This is a genomic window from Tunturiibacter gelidiferens (assembly GCF_014201335.1).
Taxonomy (GTDB): domain Bacteria; phylum Acidobacteriota; class Terriglobia; order Terriglobales; family Acidobacteriaceae; genus Edaphobacter; species Edaphobacter lichenicola_E.
The window spans coordinates 247,370-265,872 of the sequence record NZ_JACHEB010000002.1; the positions used below are offsets into that span (position 1 = coordinate 247,370).

Here is an 18,503-nt window from a genome sequence, read left to right on the forward strand (position 1 = left end):
ATATTATGAATAAAGGAGTTACTTGATAACGGTAAAGGCCCCCGATTCGCTCGGAGGCCTTTTTGTTTTCCTTGCTTCAAGTATATCGGCTGGCGCATAACTGATACGCCACGCGAATGTGCTGGATTGACGCGGTGATTTGCTGTTCAGGGGCTTGACAGGGTTTGACGGATATTGAGAGGGGAGTCTTTGGTCAGTGTTCGGATGTCGTCCGAGCGAATGCCCGAGCCTTTGCGATCAGGCCGTAGAGGATGAGCCCCCTGTTGATCACTAGATAGAAACGCTCTTGTCGTTCACTTTACGATTGCTGGCGAGAAGCCGACTTAGAAAAAACGATCGGCTAGACCAAGCCTGTCGAGCGGCGTTACGGCGGCCCAGATATCCCGTATCGCGTTGCGGCTACCGGGCCGCCCGCCGACATACTACTCATGACCGACGCACCCTTCCAGGATGCAGAGGCGTGAGCAATTTGTTGCAGCAAGTTTGTGAATCTCGTGGGAAGATATCGACGCCGAAGAATGTACAAGGTGCCGAGCAATTTGCTAAGGCAGCTTGACCACCTCGTGAAGCGGAAGGTCACGCGAGGACGCTCCGACGGATAGGGTGTAGGAACCTGGAACAGCCTTCCAAGTGTCCGTCTTCTCATCGAAGACTTGCAGCATTTTGGGATCTATGTGCACCTCAGCGACTTTGCTTTCGCCAGGTTGCAGCGCAAGATTGGCCCACCCGACCAGGCGGCGTGGTGGCTCTCCGGCTGAGGATGGCAAGGACGCATAGACCTGAGCGATTTCTTCTCCCGCTCTCTGCCCGGTGTTCTTGACCGCGAAGGAGACGGTAAGCGTGTCTGCCGCGATCTTCAGGTCTGAGTAGCTATAGGTGGTGTAGGAAAGCCCGTGGCCGAAAGGAAAGAGCACATCCTTATTCTCGGCGTCGTACCACTTATAGCCGACCTTCAGCTTCTCGTCGTAATAGATTTGGAAAGGCGGCAGGCCCGCACCCATCTCCGCCATGATCGCGTTCATGGTGTCCTCCAGTTTCAACTCGGAAGCGTCGGGCGGCTTGACGAGAACGGGGTGGGGCAAGTCGGCATCACGGAGGGGAAAGGTCGCGGCGAGCTTGCCCGATGGATTGATCTTTCCTGAGAGAACGGCGGCAATGGCCTCAGCGCCACGAATGCCGGGATACCAGGCTTCGACGATTCCGCTCACCTGGCCAGCCCATGGCATAGTTGCTGCCGTTCCCGTCTCAAGAACGACAATGGTTTTCGGGTTCGCTTTCGCCACTGCTTCGATGAGCTCGTTTTGTTTGGGATCGAGACTCAGCGTTTCAAGATCTTTCGTCTCGGCTTCCCATTGATAGCCGAACACGATCGCGACATCGGAACGGTGGGCTAACTCGCTTGCTGCGGCAAGGTCCTCGCCGGAGTTGTAAGTCACCTTCGCGTTCGGCAGAGCTGCCTGGATCGCGCTCAAAGGCGCATCACGAAGCCATGCTGGCCGGATCATAGAATCGAACGGGCCGGAGCCGGGCGGCGGAGGTGGGATGGGATTGCCGCCGGGAGAATCGACCTGAGCCGAGCCGCCGCCCGAAAGAACGCCGACATCCGCATGGCCGCCAATCACTGCAATCGTCTGCTGCTTGCTCGGATCGAGCGGTAGCACTGCGTTTTTGTTCTTAAGGAGGACGATGCTCTTCTCAGCTAGCCGTTGCGCCACCTCAAAGCCATGATTTACATCGACGACTTTCCTCTCGACAGGAAAATCAACAAGACCGGCAGAGAACTCAGCCCGGAGGATGCGGAGAACGTGATCGTCGAGTTCAGCCTGTGAGACTTCGCCTGACGTAACGGCCTTCTTCAATTCGCTGCCATAGTAGAAGTCATCGGGCTGTTCCATATCGAGGCCAGCGTGCGAGGCTTTCGCTGCACTGTGGGTTCCGCCCCAGTCGGAGACGACGAAACCGTCGAAGTTGAAATCCTTCTTCAGCACGTCTTTCAGAAGGTAAGAGTTTTCGCATGCATAGGTGCCGTTGACTCGGTTGTAGGCGCACATGACTGCGGCAGCCTTGGAAGTCTTCAGTGCGATCTCAAACGCCAAGAGGTCGGATTCACGCATAGATCGCTCGTCTATGTTGGCGTTCACTGCATACCGTCCGCTCTCCTGATCGTTGATGGCGTAATGCTTGATGTCGCCGATCACGTGCTGGTCCTGCTCGCCAAGCATGACGTTGCCGTCGAGCGTTCCCGCGAGGAGCGGGTCTTCTCCCATGTATTCGAAGGTTCGTCCGTTGCGCGGTTCGCGCGTAAGGTTCACACCGCCGCCGAGCGACATGTTGTAACCCTGCGCACGCAGTTCGGTGCCGATCAAAGCACCATATTCATACGCCGCCTTGGGGTCCCAGCTTGAAGCTGCGCCAAGGTTGCTGGGCAGTGCGGTCGCGTATCGGCCGTTCGCTTCGTCCCGCGTCACACCATAGGCTGCGTCGGCCATCTGGATTGCAGGAATGCCGAGCCGCGGAACCCCCACTGAAAACCCTGCACCACCGTTCGAATCGGAAGGACCTGGGTGTTCGCCTACCATGCCCTGACCATGAACGATGGCGATCTTCTCGTCCAGCGTCATCTCCTTCAACACCAGCGCCGCACGTTGTGCCGGAGGGAGAGAAGGGCTGCTCCATGCACGGGTTGTGGCTGGGTTTTGAGCCTGCGTGGAAAAAGAGGAGCATGCCGTCGCAACGCAAAGGCAAGCTGTAGCGAGAGCTGTGGTGCAGGTCTTTGATTTCGGCTGAAGCATCTTGTCTCCTTCGCCCTCTGCAACCAAAGGTTTGGCGGTGTGGGCGTAGTAGATCCTACACCGCTATAGAAAACACAGTGCTTGCCTCAGTGCGCCCGCTCTGCCTTGTGCTGTATGCCACCCACGCATAAACCTCAATCGGCGATTGCACGTGCGTCGCACCGACCAGGGACCCTTGGGACAGCCAAAAGAGGATCGCCACGTATATAGGTCCTCAGAAACGCGCTTCCCGTCACTTGACGATCGCTGGCGAGAAGTCTACTTAAGGGGATCGATCCGTCAAATCGGGGAGCCAACGGGCAGGAGCGGCTCGTCTGCTCCTGGCCGTGCTCGCTCTTTCGTTAGTGCGATTTAGAGATTCGGGTGTAGGTCCCGCACAGGGCTTACCTGCTCTAGAAGGGACGCGACGTGGAGAATCGTAGACTCGGCTTGCCAGCTGCCAACGATCTGCACGCCGATCGGCATTCCGTCATGGCTGGTGCCGAACCGCATGGAAACGCCCGGCAAGCCAGTAACACTCAACGGCGTTGTCGCGGACATTATTCCCAAGACGTTCACAGTCTGGCCGTTGATCAGCAACTCGGCCTGGCCGTGCTTGAAGGAAGGAGTAGGGATGACCGGGGTGAGCAGGACATCGTACTTCTGGAAGTACTCGGCATAACCATCCTTCAGCCGCTCCGCAGCTTGCGCAGCATCGATGTAGTCCGCCGCGGGAGTGTCGGGCAGCGAGAGCATGAACCTGGCCATGTCGCCAATTTCATCCTCGCTGCGGCCAGCCGTCGTCTCCACGAATCCGGGCTTCATCTCGAGGACATGCAGACGTGTGAATACATCAAGCGCAAAGTCGCGCTCAAGCGCCGGGATGCGTACCGACTCGACAGTGTGCCCGAAATCTTTAAGCGATTCAGCGGCAGCTTCCACCGTCGCCGCGGTCTCGCGGTCGACCGGGCCAAAGCCGGGTTCAACCAGCCAGCCCACACGAAGCGGACGGTTGTTGGAACTTCCAATCCCGTTATCGAACGAGATGGCGCTGCTGGAGTAGCCGTCCTGTCCGTCCGGTCCAGCGAGTTGGGAAAAAGCCAACGATAGATCGCGGATACTCCGCGCCATGGGGCCTACATGCCAGAAACGGCGCGGTTCACGCGGCCAAATGCCCGTCATGGGGACGCGTCCGTGGGTGGCCTTGAGCGAGACAATGCCGGTGTGGGCTGCCGGGCCACGCAGGGAGATCGCAAGGTCGGTACCCAAGCCAAGTGGAGACATGCCCGCTGCAATCGCCGCCGACTCGCCACCACTTGAGCCGCCCGGAGTCAGATCCAGGTTCCATGGGTTATTCGTTCGACCAGTGAGCAGATTGTCGCTTTCGACCCCGTAGGAGAATTCAGGAAGATTGGTCTTCGCAAGCAGAATGCCGCCTGCTTTCTTCAGGCGCGCAACGCTGGTCGCGTCCGTGTCGGGCGTTCGTCCTTTGAAGATGGGCGTTCCACGTTGGGTCGGCACCATCGCGGTGTCGATCGAATCCTTTACCGTGAAGGGCACCCCGTGCAGGGGTCCCAGCTCTTCTCCACGCTGGACCGCCGCTTCCGCTTTCCTGGCGAACTCCAACGCATCCTCGGCGATCGTGACGATCGCATCCACCTTTGGGTTGACGGCCTCGATGCGATCGAGGTGTGCCTTCATGACTTCGACCGGAGAGACCTCGCGTGCGCGGATCAGTTCGGCCAGCTTCGTTGCGTCGGAATAAATCAGATCAGTACTCATTGTGTGCCCTCTCTACCTGCCACTTGGCAGGTGTGGAATTGAGATTCTACCTGCCACATGGTAGATTCAGAAATTGAGAGGTTTTTTTCAATGAATGGGCGGAGAAGTGATGAGTGTAAATGCTCGTGAAGAGATCCTGGCCGCCGCGAAGCTTGCGGCTCAAGCTCACGGTTATGAAGGACTAAACTACCGGGATTTGGCTGCACAGGTCGGCATCAAAGCCGCAAGTATCTATTATTACTTCCCTAGCAAAGCCGAACTGGCTACGGCGGTGGCGAAGCGCTACTGGGAGGATGATGCAGCTTATCTCGAGTCTCTGCTGCAGAACTCCGTCACGCCGCTGGATGCGTTGCGTCGCTATCCGGAGACCTTTCGCTGGGCACTGGAGAACGACAATCGCATCTGCCTTTGCAGCTTTATGTCTGCGCAATTCGACGACCTGCCTGACGTAGTGAAGCCGGAAGTTCAAGCTTTCGCCGACGTCAACGTTGCGTGGTTGAGAAAGACATTGGTTGCCGCCAAGGTTGCCAGCCCCAAGGAAGCAGAAAAGCGAGCACGTGCTATCTACGCTGGAATCGTGGGTGCTCAACTGATGGCAAGGAGCCGCGCAGATATTGCTCTCTATGACAGCGTGATCGACAGCTACCGCGCCGCAGGATTGCTTCCCGCGTGAAGGCAGATGCGTACTGAGGAACGCGCTTCTCGGAGGTGCCGGTTACTGGCGAGGAGCCGACGTCTGAGGAGTAGTCACGGTGTCGGTGCGTATTGGCAAGGGCCCACTTGTCGACTGTGAGTTGTTTGGCTCAACTCATTCTTCGCGCAGCAGGATCATCGGGTCAACAGCGAGGGCACGCCGGGCGGGAACCAAGGCGGCGACCAGACCTACGCAAAGCATGGTGAGAATGACGCCGCCGAGGATGACCGGGTCTTTCGGCGTGGCCTGATACACGATCGACGAGAGGACACGGGTTGCGAGTACACCGAGAATCATGCCAGCGATCGATCCAATGGCAAGCAGGCGGAAAGTACGTCCGAGCGCTGCACCTAGCAGTTCTTGTTGGCCAGCTCCGAGAGCTATGCGGATACCGAGTTCGCGGAGGCGTTTGCTGACGGTGTAAGCGGCCATGCCGAAGATGCCGGTGATGGCAAGCATCGCGCCCAGCAGGCCAAGCGCACCGAGAGAGACGGTGGCTACGCGAGAGGCGAAGAGTGCGGAGTCCAGCTCGCTGTGCCAGGTTAGGATCTCGAGCGGCAGCGCTGGATCGAGGTTGCGCATCGAGTGTTGCAATGCTGCGGCAAGCTCTTGCGGGTCGCGTTGCGATCGAACAATGAGCCGGGCGTCGCTGGCAGGATGCTGGAGGAAGGAAAAGAACATGGCCGGCTTGGGATCTTCGGTCAGGGTTTCATATTTGCCGTCTTCGACTACGCCTACCACTTCCGCCCTGTCGCCGCCCCAGAACTTGAAGTGGCTACCTATGGCTTTGTCTACGGATCCGAAGACCTTGCGGGCGAATTCGCGATTCACGACCGCCACGATGGGAGCCTTGTCTTCGTCGTGCATGGTAAACGTTCTGCCGACGAGGAGAGCTGTTCCGGCAGCACGGAAATAGTCGGGCGAGACATTGAAGTTCTGGGCATCGGCTGCGGCGTTCGTCGGACGCAAATCGGTGGTGGCGTCGGCGTATACGTCGGAATCTCCTCCGCCAATGCTGAGTGGAAGACGACTGGCATATCCGACAGCATCGACACCGGGGATTGCGGCGGCGGCATCGAGCATGCGTTTCTGCATTGGCACACGCTTGTCGCCATCATATCCAGCCATCTTCAGATCGGTCTTTACCAGCATCACGTTTTTAGGCTGGATACCGTAGTTGCTTTGCAGCGAACGAGCCAGGCCACGCACAGCGACGAGCGAAGCGGTGACCAGGACAGCGCAAATGGCGATCTGCAAACCGAGCAGAACGTCGCGCAGTGTCAAGCGGCGAGCGCCGCCGACGCTTGTGGATCCGGAGCGGATGATCTGCCAGGGATCGGAGCGAAGAATCTGGCGGATAGGGACCAAGCCAAAGAACAAGCCACTGAAGACAGCCAGCAGGAAGGCCAGAGCGTAGGTGTTCACGTCAGGATTTACGGGGATGTTGATCGGGATATTCGGAATCGGCCGCCATGTGCTGAGAGCGCGCAGGATGACTACGGCTCCCGCGGTGCCACAAATACCTCCGGCCAGAGAGACCAAAACGCCTTCCGTGATGAGCTGGCGGAAGATGAGCTTGCGGCGCGATCCCAGAGCCATGCGGACTGCGATTTCGCGGGAACGGTCCGCGGCGCGCGCGGCGAACAGGCTACCGAGATTGGCGCATGCGGCAAGCAGGATAAGACCTGCGAGGAGCATGAGTCCGAACATAAAAGCGCGCGTGGGTCGACCGAGCGTGTTTCCGGCGAGTCCGGGGCGGGACAAGGAGAACTTGATGCCATCATCAGATTTGGGATAGGTTTTCGCGAGCGAATTTGCGATGGTGTTCAAGTCCGCGGTAGCTGCGGCTGGCGTTACTCCGGGCTTGAGGTGTCCTATCGCCCAGGCGCTATGGTTGCCACGCTCCTCGAGCGAAAACCAATCAGTAATTTGGGGGGAGTTAACGATGGGAGCCCAGAGATCGGGCGCGAAGAAGAGTTCGGTGCCGCGGAAGTTCTGTGGAGCAACTCCGATGACGGTGAAGGGATGTTTGTTGATCTGCACAGTGCGGCCCACTGCGGCAGGATCCCCGTTAAAGCTGCTGTGCCAGAGCGCATAGCTGAGAACGATCTCGGGCACGCTGTTCGGCCCATGTTCTTCAGAAGCATGGATGAATCGGCCAAGATAGGGCTGAATGCCGAGGGCATCGAAGTAATTGCCACTTACGGTATAGGGCCAGACTACGGAGGGATTTCCGTGGCCGGTATCGAGCCCGACGCCGCCCATGATGTTGTATAGCACCAGCGAGTCGAAGCTGCGGTTCCTGTCGCGCAGGTCGCGATAATCCGGATAGGACTCCGATGGAGATGAATCAGACCCGTAGGCGCGTTCCAGCATGAACAGCGTCTCGGCGTTCGGCACGTTGAGCGGTCGCAAGATCAAGGCATTCAAAACGCTGAACACGATTGCATTGGCGCCGATGGCGAGTGCCAGTGTGAGCACAGCGGTCAGGGCGAATCCAGGCGCTTTTGCCAACTGTCGGAAAGCGAGTCGTATATCGGCGTTCATGTTCTACCTCGTCACGCACCATCGCGTATCTTCCTTGGGCTCCCGGGCTTGTATAGGCTGTACGCGCCTATTGAGGCGGCGGTTCCATTTGGCGTTGCCAGTTTCTACCCAGGGGCTGGGCAGAGTGCCTGAAATGCGGTTCGTGCGGAAGATCCTTCGATGAGGAGCAAAGGGCTCGGATCAGTCGCCGCGGAGCACCACAAAAGTATCGTGCGAATCTCTCGATTTTCATTGGGTCTGTTGTGGGGGCGGGCTAGAATCCGAGGCGAACATTCCTGATTTGGTTTGGATGATGCAGTTCAGAACGCGACCTGTGGACGCGAGGAGAGATTTATAAGCGAAGCGGTAGCGAATGAACAGGTGGTGAAGTGTGTCTGGGCTCGTGTGGGACAGGGATTTGGCCGGGGTTTTGTGAATGCTGCTGTTGCGGGCGCTGGGTTACTCTCGTTGTTGCTTGCGGGATGTTCGCAGAAGTCTGGCGTTGAAAACGTGGGAGCGCCTGTTGCGTCGCTTCATCTGCACGGTTCGGCGTATGGTGGCGAGCAGCCGGTAAGTGGGGCGACGATTCAGTTGTATGCGGTGGGACGACGGGGGATGGTTCGGCTTCGACGCCGTTGCTGACTCAGGTTGTTACGAGCGATGCGAATGGTGAGTTCACGCTGGCCGGCGACTTTCAATGCCCGTCGGCTTCTACGCTGGTTTATTTGACGGCTACTGGTGGCAATCCCGGGTTGCCGACTGGGATGACGAATCCGCAGCTGGCGCTGATGGCTGCGCTGGGGAGTTGTGGGAGTATGGGATCTTCGACGACGATTAATGTGAATGAGCTGACGACGGTGGCGGCGGTGTGGCCGCTAGCTCCGTTTATGAGTTCGTATAGTGCGATTGGATCGGGTTCGGCGGATGCGGCTGCGCTGGCGAATGGGTTTGCGCAGGCGGCGATCTTTGCGGACACGACGACTGGCAGGGTGCCCGGGTTGAATGTTCCGAGTGGGACGACCGTTCCTGTGGAACAGATCGACACGCTGGCGGATGCGCTTGCCAGCTGTACCAACTCCAACGGAGGCGTGGCGGGGGATGGTTCGGCGTGCGGGATGCTGTTTGCGGCAGCGACGCCGCCTGGAGGAGCTGCTCCGGTGAACGTGATTGGGGCGGGGACAAATCTTGCGAATAATCCGACGCTGGACTCTTCGAGCATCTTCGGACTGGTGGGAGGGAAGTCTCCGTTCCAGCCTACGCTGACCTCAGCGCCTGGGAGTCTTGCGGTGCAGCTGGGCTCTCCTACCGGTGGACTGTCTATCTCTAGTTCTGCCCTGGTGTTTCCTGCTGCGTACCTGAACTTCCCGTCAATCGAGTCGTTCACTATCACGAACACCAGCCTGATCCCATCCGGAGTTGGAAGCTTTAGCATCGTTGGCGCTGGTGCTGCAGACTTTTCGCTGATTCCCAACTTCTCCAACCCCGGCGCCAACTGTCCTGGAGCTCCAGGTCTAGCCCCGGGAGAGACGTGCACGATGCTGATTGGGTTTACTCCTACCTCCAGCGGAGCTCGCAATGCCACCGTGTTGGTGGGAAGTTCCGCGGCGAATTCGCCTCAGTCTATTACCCTGAGCGGCACTGGGCTGGCTCATACAGGGAGTTCCGTGACTCTCTCGCCTTCGTCGCTCACCTTCTCGCTTGCAGGTGTCCCTCAACCGGTGACGGTTACGAATAATGGAATGACGCCGATAGTGATCGGACCTATCATGCTCAACCCTTCTGGATCGGAGACGAACAATTGCGGCTCATCCCTAGCGGCGCAATCGATATGCACCATACAGGTGGAAGCTACAGGAGGTGCAGGTGGATCTCAAACGGGAACGCTCACGGTCAACGACGGTGGAGTTCCGGGGACAGAAACGGTACCTATTGATGTGCAGTATCCGAGCAATATAACTTTCTATTGGTCCCCCATCGATTTTGGAAACCTCGCAGTGGGGGTGACGAGTCCAACCAATGCCAGCAATTCCATCTTTTCAGTTGAAGGTGCGGGCGTGGGGCCCGTTTCGATTACTGGACCTAATGCGGCCGATTTCTCGGTACAGCCAGTGCCGAGGCAGTTGGGGGACCACCTAGATACCTTTTTTTACGTACAGTTCACGCCTAGTGGAGTTGGTCCACGGACGGCGACGTTGGTTACGAATTATGGAAATATCCCACTAAGCGGAAATGGAATTCCAGATGGGCCATCGCTGACGATCACTCCGGCTTCAGCGGTGGTGGGCATGCTGGGAGTTGGCGCTCAGATATTTGCCCCCGCTCCCGGCTTGCAGTGGACGAATGACGGGAGTGTTGTTCTGACGTCGTCTGGAGCGATCACCGGGCCGGACGCAAGTTCGTTCAGCTTGACCGCTAGTGGAAACCTCACAATCGCGCCGACTCAGTCAGTCCCATTCACCGTTACTTTTACTCCTTCGCACGTTGGTGTCAATACTGCTACGCTTACGGTGACGGATGCCACTTCCGGTTATTCGAAATCGATTCCGCTAACCGGTTACGGCGAACCTGACGCACCATCGGTTACACCCAGCATTCTCAGCTTTGGCCCCACGGGGATAGGAGTGCAGAGTGCGGCCCAGTCTATGACAATATCTGCACCTGGCGGTGACCCGGTCTCGGTTTCTCCATACCCTGATAGCAATTTCGTTGTGTCATCCGGAACATGTGCGATCGAGACCCCATGTCAGATCAGCGTTTCCTTTAAGCCTTCCAATACTTCCTTCTATTCACTAGCCTATACCGTGACCGATCTTGTCACCGAGGAGTCGACCGGTTTCAATCTCAGGGGTTCGGGAGGTGTGGGATCGGTTTCGTTGTCGAGTTCTTCGCTTACGTTTGCGGCGCGAGATATTGCCACGACCTCGATCTCTCAGACTGTGATGTTGACCAATACTGGCGATGCGACGCTCACGATCTCAGGGATAACCTTTGCCGGGGCAAATATAGGGGATTTTCCGATTGAATCGAATACCTGTGGAAGTACTTTGACAAGCGGAGCCAACTGCGCAATTGGAATTTCATTCGACCCGACCGCTTCGGGTACGCGAACTGCGGTTTTGCAGATTATCAGCAACGCTGCGAGTTCGCCGGACATAATTCCACTGTCAGGGACTGCGAACTGAGTGCTGGTCAATGACGTGGACGCCACCGCGACTGCCGTTGCGATGAGGGAAGATCGACGACACATTCTAGCGAGCTAGCCTACCCTGACATTGAGTTCTGATTTGTATTTAGGGAATATTTGCGGTGGCTGCGGGTTTATAGAAGTAACTCCGTTTGGCTGATAGTGAGCAGCCGAATGATTGGAGTCGCTGGCGTTTCTCGTCATCTGTGTCTACTGCATGTCTCGGGTTCGTAGGCCTCGATGATCGATAACTAAAACGAATTGCGCATTGTTAATCAGTGTCGGATGCCGTAATGGCCTGACAGCGAGGTAGTAGCTGCGCCAAAAATGCGTTTTTGCTTATTTGGAACACGGAAGGTTTGTTTCAGCGAAAGAGGATGCGCTGCCGCCCAGCAGGTTGGAACGATGGTCACGAGCGTTTTCAACGACGGCACGACCTGGGATGGAAGCTAGTCGCAGGGGACACAAACGGGGACCTACCAGGAATCTATCGGGGACTTATCAAGGAAAGCGGGAGAGAACATGAAGACGAATTTGAAGACCAAAGTCCAATCTGATCGAGAAATCATCGAGGGCCTTTTGTTCGAGCCGGGCTCGAAGCGGGCAGCACACAATCAGGGAGTTTCTACAGGATATAGATTGCGGACTCTCGAGGGTTTGGAGGAGTTCTTCTGGCTCTCCGAGGTCACGAATCCGCATCCCGCGATGGTTGTCGCCGAGGTGGAAGGCCGGACCACGGTGGACGACTGGCGGCGGGCGCTTGATGAGGTGGCCGAGCGATACCCGCTGCTTTCGGTTCGTATTCGCAAGGAACGGGGCGAGCGTCCTTACTTCGAGACGGTGCCGGATGCAGAGATTCCATTGCGTGTGGTAGCGCTGGAGGGAGTGGATCTTGACTACCTGGCTGCGGAGGAGACGGTCACATCCTTTGGATATGGAGACAGTGTGCTGGCGCGTGCCACCCTGTGCCACAGTGCTGAGCGCTGCGTGATTCTGTTTTCGGCGCATCATGCGATCACCGATGGCAAGACCAATGTCCGAATCGTGGAGGACCTGGTCGCCGCTGCTTCGGGGGAGTATCTGGCACCTCGCTTTCCGGTGCTTCCAGCGCTGGGCGAGTTCTTTGGGCTCGGTGAACCTGGACCTTATGTTGAGGTCTCTGCTGCTGCGAAGGCGCCTGCGTCCTATGTGCGTTTTGATATGCCAGTGCCCAGGGTGGAACGTCATCATTTTGAAGCGAGCGATCTGAAGGCAGTGTGGGCGACTGCCAACGAGGAGGGTACAACTGTGCATGGCGCTCTGCTGGCGGCGTTCCTTCTTGCGGGGAGGCAACTTGCGGAGCGGTGGCGCACTTCGCCAGTGGTATGCCTTTCGCCGATAGATCTTCGGCCTATGTTGGAACTCTACGGCGTACCAGGTCCGATCATCGGGGTGCATCCTTCGGTGATGCAGCCGTCGGACAATCTTCCGTTCTGGGAGTTCGCCCGCGCGCTGAAGAAAGACATGTTGCCTTCACAGACCAAAGAGGTGACGGCGAAGTCGATGAAGGCCGTGCGTGACGTGTTGGACAGGGAGGGCGATCCGGATGATCCGAAGACGATCGACCCGGAGGGATTTTTCAAGCATGACCTGATGATCAGCAACTACGGCGATCCGGGGGTGAGAACCAACTTTGGAAGGCTGACGATCAGGGCGCTGTATCCGTCGGTGGTCAGTGGAGTCGGCGACACGCAAACGATCTCGATGGTCACGGTCGATGGGACACTGTACATCACTCACGCGAGCCGGCAGCCGTTCCGTTTGCTGGTGGAAGACGCGCTGGCCATTCTTCGGGATGCGTGTGCTGTCTCTTCGTTAATGAAGGGTGAGGTAAAGGCTCGGCGGTAGGTTGTCGAGGTAAGGAACGATGCGCATCTCGTGCTACGCGAGGTGCGCATTGTTTTGACAGGAGAAGCTAGGGGAGATCGACGAGTATGCGGGTGCCGGAGGTGAAGACGATATAGCTGCCCGAGACGGCTGAGGCTCCGTTGTAGGGTACGGTGGTTGTTCCTGCGTGCGGAAGGGTTTCGGTCCAGGTTGCGGCGCCGGTGGTGAGGGAGTAGATGGAGTAGGTGGCGGGGGAGTAGATGGAGTTGGAGTCGACGGTGATGAAGCCGCTTGCGAGCTGTGGAGAGGTTTGGAGCGGGGCGAGCTGCGGGAGTGCGGTGAGAGTGGTAAGCTGTGTGCCGGTGGCATCGTAGATGACGGCACCGGTGTAGGGCGGGTAGGAGTTGGTTCCGAGCGGGCCGAATGTGTTTACGAGGACTCGGTTGTTGTCGATCCAGCCTACTGCGAAGCCATTGACTGTGGCGGCGAGGGCACCGTTTTTGTAGATGTTGGTGGTGGATGTGGAGGAGTACTCTCCGGTGGAGACGGCGACGAGTGTGCCATCGGGGGAGAGAAAGATGGGAGTGCTTCCGGTGTAGACGCCGGAGGGCGGGTGATCGGACCAGACAACGGGCGAACCGGAGAGCGGCGTGACCTGGCGGGTGTAGTCGAAGTACAAGCCGTTGTAGGTGCCGAGGTATTGGCCGAGCGCGGTGCCTGAGTTGGAGAGGGTGAAGTCGAAGAGGAAGGGCGTTGCTGGGAGTTGGTCGTTGTACTCGTAGAGGAAGGTGTTGGTGAGGGTGCCTGCGGGGAATGAGTAGATGTTGAGGGTTCGGTCAGGCTCGTATTGGGAGTCTATGTCGCTGGCTTTGGCGGCGAGGACGGTTCCGTCCGTGGAGAGCGCGAGCTTTGAGCTGGTGAAGTTGATGGCATCGATTGCGGTTTGTGAAGAGGGTTCGAAGTCGAGAATTTTTCCGCTGGCGGTGGCGATGGCTACCCGATTGGGAGATGCTGCGATGCTGAAGGCGTTACCGTAGCCGAAGAAGCGCGGCGTGGTGGCGGCGCTGGGGCCGTCGAGGACGACGCCGTGCTGATTGCCGATGATCCATTGGGTGGGAGAGATGGCGGCGAAGGCAGTTTCGTAGGCGACAGGCAGGGTGAAGGCGCCGCTTAGCGTTGGTGTTGTGCCAGAGAGATCAATAGTCGACGCTGATCCTGTCCCGTAGGGAAGCACGCCGAGAGTGGAACCGGAGGGGATGATGGCGGTGTCGGCGCCGAAGGTGAAGGTGGTGGAGGGGGCCGTGGCACCAACTGAGTAGAGGCTAAGAATGTTTACAGGGTAAGTCCAGAACCAATTGGCGTAGCCGTTGAGACTTGTGGTGCTGTCGAGAGTAAGAAAGGTGCCCTGTTGAACGGAGTCGGCGGAGTAGATGTAGATATCGAAGGCAGGCGGAGTGGCGGGGGGACTGAGGTTTGGGGTGTTAGTGATGAAGTGGCTGCCGTCGGTGAACCAGGTGTTGAAGTTGGCAGTGAAGGCGGGACCTACTGAGGAGGTCCCACTGGGAACGGAGTCGGATTCGATGACGTTGGTGCCGGCAGGGCCGAGGGCGATTTTAATTTGTCCGGGTGCGGCGAAGGCTTTTGCTTTGGAGTAGTCGCCGGGGCGATTGAAGAGGAGATGGCCGTCGGTGGTGCTCCAGACGGAGAGACCGGAGGCATAGCCGGAGGCGATGTAGCTGCCGTCGGTCGCGAGTTTCCACCAGGCGTTCACGGCCGGGACAGGGTCGAGGCTGGGCGCGGTAAGGGTCGTGATGAGGCTGCCATCAGCACTGGAGTGGATCTCGACTGCATTTGCGGTGCCGATGGCCAGAACGGAGCCGGCCATGTCGGCTGGATACGGGGTGGTGATGTTCTGGACGAGCGGATCGACACTGGCGAGCTCGGCTGTTGTGGTGTAGTTCCAGAGCGCCCAATGGCCGCTGGTGTCCTGACTGAAGAGGCGGGTGGGCTGAAGGCGGAGGACGGCAAGCGAATTGGCGTGGCCGAGATCGATCAGGCTGAAGACGCTGAAACTGTTGACTGCGATCGTAAGGTTAGCGGTGGTCGAGCCTGCGGAATTTGTTGCGGTGACGGTGTAGGTGGCTTTAGCGGTGACGGTGGTGGGAGTGCCGGAGACTGCTCCTGTCGATGCGTTGAGGCTGATGCCTGCTGGAAGCGCAGGGCTGACAGTGTAGGTGGAGACAGTGCCGGTGACGCTGGGAGTGTCTGTGGTGATGGCTTGACCGACATTCGAGGTGATGGTGGTTTGCGGATAGACGAGTTTGGTTGGCGGCGCGAGGGTTACTGCGATCTGTATGGTTGCGGTGGTGCTGCCGGCAGAGTTGGCTGCTGTGATGGTGTAGGTAGCTTGAACGGTGGCGGTGGTGGGAGTGCCGGAGATTGCTCCAGTTGACGCGGTGAGGCCGATGCCCGCGGGAAGCGCAGGGCTGACGGTGAAGCTGACTGCAGTGCCTGTGACGCTGGGAGTATCGGTGGTGATGGCCTGGCCAACAATTGCAGAGATGGAGGTTTGGGGATAGACCAGATTTGTTGGTGGAGCAAGATTCACGGCGATCTGTATGGTTGCGGTGGTGCTGCCAGAGGAGTTTGTCGCGGATATGGTGTAGCCGGCCTGCGCGGTGGCGGAGGTGGGGGTGCCGGAGATTGCTCCAGTCGAAGCGCTGAGGCTGAGGCCTGACGGGAGTGCAGGGCTGACGGTGAAGCTGGTGGGAGCGCCGGTGACGCTGGGAGTGTCGGTGGTGATGGCCTGGCCGACGATTGCGACGACGTTGGTTTGTGGGTAGACCAGGTTTGTTGGAGCGGCTCCGTTTGTCGGTGGGGGGTTGTTGCCTGAAGAACTACCGCCGCAGCCTGTCATCGCGGCGATGAGAAATGCAAGGATGACGACAAAGGTAAGGCGAAGGAGAGCGCGAAACGATGGGTCTTCCTTGACCAGGAGCACAGGCTTGCTATTCATGGCGCTTAACCGATCTGATTACAGCGGAACTCTACCACTGCTCGTCTGAAATGTGCCGGCAAAGTTGCTACATAGAAAGCGTCATTCAGTCTTACAGTAAATCGTGCTCTTTTTCTGTCTTTTTGCCACACTGCGACCGGGGCAGGATGCGAAGATGTTTGTGGCGAGATTGGCAGCAAGCTGTAGTCGCAGGGATCTGCGATCATCACGATGTTTGGGAGGGTCTATGAGCGACGTTGTGGCAGTGGAGGCGCAGTCGGGGCAGCCGGCGTTGAGCCAGGTGGAGCGGGTGGTGGATACGTTTGTCGCTCCGTCGAAGACGTTCACGGATATCCTGCGGAATACGAGCTGGTGGCTGCCGTTTCTGCTGGCGGTGGTGGTGTCGATTGGGGTGACGTTCGCGATCGATCGGCAGGTCGGGTTTGGGCGCGTGGTGGAGAACGTGATTTTGGACAGCCCGAAGCAGGAAGAACAGATGCAGAGCCTGCCGCCGGATCAACGGGCGGCGAGAGTGAGTGCCATGACGGGCGGGTACAAGTATGTGACGTACGCGACGCCGGTGATTATCTTGATTATTTCGGCGATTGGGGCGCTGATTAACTGGGGGAGCTTCAATGTCGGGCTGGGAGCGAAGACGACGTTTGGGCAGATGTTTTGCGTGTGGATGTATGCTTCGCTACCGAGGCTGCTGAGCGGGCTACTGACGTTGGTTACGGTTCTGTTTGGGGGGAACGCGGAGAGCTTCAACATTAAAAATCCGGTGGGGACGAACCTGGCGTACTTTATGCCGGATGCGGCGCCGTGGCTGAAGACGGCACTGAGTTTTTTTGATGTGATCGGGATCTGGAATCTGGTGCTGCTGGTGATTGGGACCTCGATTGTGGCGAAGGTGAGCCGGGGTAAGGCTGCGGCTGTGGTGGTCGGGTGGTGGGTGATTGTGCTGGTGTTGAGCGTGATCACGGCGGCGGTGAGCGGATAGGGTCTTCTGGCCACCAACGGGTCCGCGGCCAGGATTTTGAGTTGCCTTGGGTTCGCCCTGCGCGGGCGGCGGTCACTTCGTGACATGTATACCGGCTGCGACCCAGGCCTCCCGATGGTCGGCAGAAGATTTCGCGTGCTACTGGGGCTGAGTTGGCGGCTGGAGTGAGGTGAAGGTGGCGGCGGGGAGGTTGGCTCCGTTGTAGAGGTTGGCCTGGGGGAAGTTGGGCCAGGCGTAACGGACGTACTGCGGGTTGGGAATAGCGGGGCTGGCGACGATGACGGTGTCGCCGTCGGGTGCGTGTTCGATGTGGGCGTTGGCGCGGAGGAAGACACGGTCGGCACCGGCTACTTCGAAGCCCTCGAGAGCGCCGAGTTTGGCGTGGAGGCCTTTGGAGTCGTCGAACCAGACGTGCATGGCGCCCTTGTCGGGGTAGGCGAGGCGGAAGAGAGGGCCAGAGGCGGCGATGTCTTCGTTGTAGACTAGGCGGCGAGCGAGTAGGGAGAGGCGCTCGCCTACGGCTTGCTTGTTGGCGGGGTGGACGTTGTGCTCGTTGCCGATATCGATCGTGACGGCCATGCCGGTATTGGCGAGGGAGAGGGTTTTGCGCTGGGCGTCGCGGAGTTCTCCCCAGTCTTCCTTGGGGGAACTGGCGAAGGCGGAGATCTGGACGTAGAGGAAGGGGAGGTTGCCCTGGGCCCAGTGTTCGCGCCAGTCCTCGATGAGGGTCGGGAAGAGTTTGTCGTAGAGGCCGGCGGTGCTGAGGGCGGAGTTGGCTTCGCCCTGGTACCAGATGACGCCCTTGATCGGCAGCGGAGTGAAGGGCGCGACCATCGCGTTGTAGAGGGCGGCGGGGCGCCAGGAGTCGGGGTTTGGGTGCCAGTCGCGCTCGGGCGTGGACTTGCCTTCGGCATGGGCTTGCTTGTCGAGGGCCTCGAAGCGGATCACAGTGGGCTCGCGGTCCATCTTTTCGGCTCGGGTGGCGAAGACCGGCATGAGGGAGGCGTTGGCGCCGAGGGCGTTCATGCTGGTCCAGGCTTCGGCGGGGGTGCCTCCCCAGGTGGAGTCGATGAGGCCGATGGGGATATGCTGCTGTTTGTCGGCGAGGGCTTTTTGGAGATCGCGTGCGAAGAAGTAGGCGACAGCGGAGAAGTCTTTTGCGGTGTCGGGAGTACAGATGGACCAGCCGGTGGCGGATTTGACGTCTTCGCGGGGGTAATCGGAGGCGTCCTTGTCGATGCGGAAAAGGCGGATGTCGGGGTAGTTGGCGTCCGCGATCTCTTTGTCGGCGTTTTCGATATGGGTGTCGGGCGCGAAGCCGGAGAGGGGCATCTCCATGTTGGATTGGCCGGAGGCGAACCAGAGATCGCCGAGGAGGATGTCGTCGTAGGTGATGGTGTTGGTGCTGTGGACGGTGAGAGTGTAGGGGCCTCCGGCGGGCTGTGCGGGGAGGTAGATACTCCAGCGGCCGGCGGCGTCGGTGATGGCGGTGTTGGTGAGGTTGTGGAAGGTGGCGGTAATGGACTCGCCGGGGGTGGCGCTGCCCCAGATGTGAATGGGCATGTCGCGCTGGAGAATCATGTGGCTGGAAAAGATTTTGGGGAGGGAGACTTCGGCTTGGGTGGTGAGGGTGGCGGCGAGGAGGCAGAGGGTGAGGCGAAGCTTCATTCAGGGTCTCCGACTAC

The 18,503-nt window shown here is 58.7% G+C and carries 10 protein-coding genes; 5 read left to right on the top strand and 5 right to left on the bottom strand.

The genetic code is table 11. From position 1 onward, the window contains the following. Positions 1 to 542: 542 nt before the first annotated feature. The gene (locus HDF14_RS04850; protein WP_183974092.1) at positions 543 to 2,792 is read right to left on the bottom strand and encodes a glycoside hydrolase family 3 C-terminal domain-containing protein; all 2,250 of its coding nucleotides are present in this window, start codon (positions 2,790 to 2,792) and stop codon (positions 543 to 545) included. A 351-nt stretch (positions 2,793 to 3,143) separates the two neighbouring features. Continuing rightward, complete coding sequence (locus tag HDF14_RS04855; RefSeq protein WP_183974093.1) at positions 3,144 to 4,553, bottom strand: amidase; 1,410 nt, start codon at positions 4,551 to 4,553, stop codon at positions 3,144 to 3,146. Positions 4,554 to 4,662: 109 nt separating this feature from the next. Here HDF14_RS04855 and HDF14_RS04860 point away from each other — a divergent pair, with 109 nt between their 5' ends. Next, positions 4,663 to 5,226, top strand: coding sequence for a TetR/AcrR family transcriptional regulator (locus HDF14_RS04860; RefSeq protein WP_183974094.1), 564 nt, complete (start codon positions 4,663 to 4,665; stop codon positions 5,224 to 5,226). A 135-nt stretch (positions 5,227 to 5,361) separates the two neighbouring features. On the opposite strand, the gene HDF14_RS04865 is transcribed toward HDF14_RS04860, so the two are convergent. Beyond that, positions 5,362 to 7,794, bottom strand: coding sequence for an ABC transporter permease (locus HDF14_RS04865; protein WP_183974095.1), 2,433 nt, complete (start codon positions 7,792 to 7,794; stop codon positions 5,362 to 5,364). 285 nt (positions 7,795 to 8,079) lie between these two features. Here HDF14_RS04865 and HDF14_RS04870 point away from each other — a divergent pair, with 285 nt between their 5' ends. From HDF14_RS04870 to HDF14_RS04880, 3 genes are all read left to right on the top strand, one after another. After that, positions 8,080 to 8,415, top strand: a complete 336-nt coding sequence (locus HDF14_RS04870) for a hypothetical protein (protein ID WP_183974096.1) — start codon at positions 8,080 to 8,082, stop codon at positions 8,413 to 8,415. Beyond that, positions 8,409 to 10,955, top strand: a complete 2,547-nt coding sequence (locus HDF14_RS04875; RefSeq protein ID WP_183974097.1) for a choice-of-anchor D domain-containing protein — start codon at positions 8,409 to 8,411, stop codon at positions 10,953 to 10,955. Before HDF14_RS04870 ends, HDF14_RS04875 begins: the two co-directional genes overlap by 7 nt. Positions 10,956 to 11,479: 524 nt before the next feature. Continuing rightward, positions 11,480 to 12,844: a phthiocerol/phthiodiolone dimycocerosyl transferase family protein gene (locus tag HDF14_RS04880; RefSeq protein ID WP_183974100.1), complete on the top strand. Its 1,365-nt coding sequence runs from the start codon at positions 11,480 to 11,482 to the stop codon at positions 12,842 to 12,844. Between the two features lie 67 nt (positions 12,845 to 12,911). Here the strand turns inward: HDF14_RS04880 and HDF14_RS04885 are convergent, their stop codons facing one another. After that, positions 12,912 to 15,839 (bottom strand): beta strand repeat-containing protein, encoded by a 2,928-nt coding sequence (locus HDF14_RS04885; protein WP_183974102.1) that lies wholly within the window; start codon positions 15,837 to 15,839, stop codon positions 12,912 to 12,914. 226 nt (positions 15,840 to 16,065) lie between these two features. Between HDF14_RS04885 and HDF14_RS04890 the strand changes: the two genes are divergently transcribed. Continuing rightward, positions 16,066 to 16,818, top strand: coding sequence for a YIP1 family protein (locus tag HDF14_RS04890; protein WP_183974104.1), 753 nt, complete (start codon positions 16,066 to 16,068; stop codon positions 16,816 to 16,818). Positions 16,819 to 16,956: 138 nt separating this feature from the next. Here the strand turns inward: HDF14_RS04890 and HDF14_RS04895 are convergent, their stop codons facing one another. Continuing rightward, complete coding sequence (locus HDF14_RS04895; RefSeq protein WP_183974106.1) at positions 16,957 to 18,486, bottom strand: sialate O-acetylesterase; 1,530 nt, start codon at positions 18,484 to 18,486, stop codon at positions 16,957 to 16,959. Positions 18,487 to 18,503 lie beyond the last annotated feature (17 nt).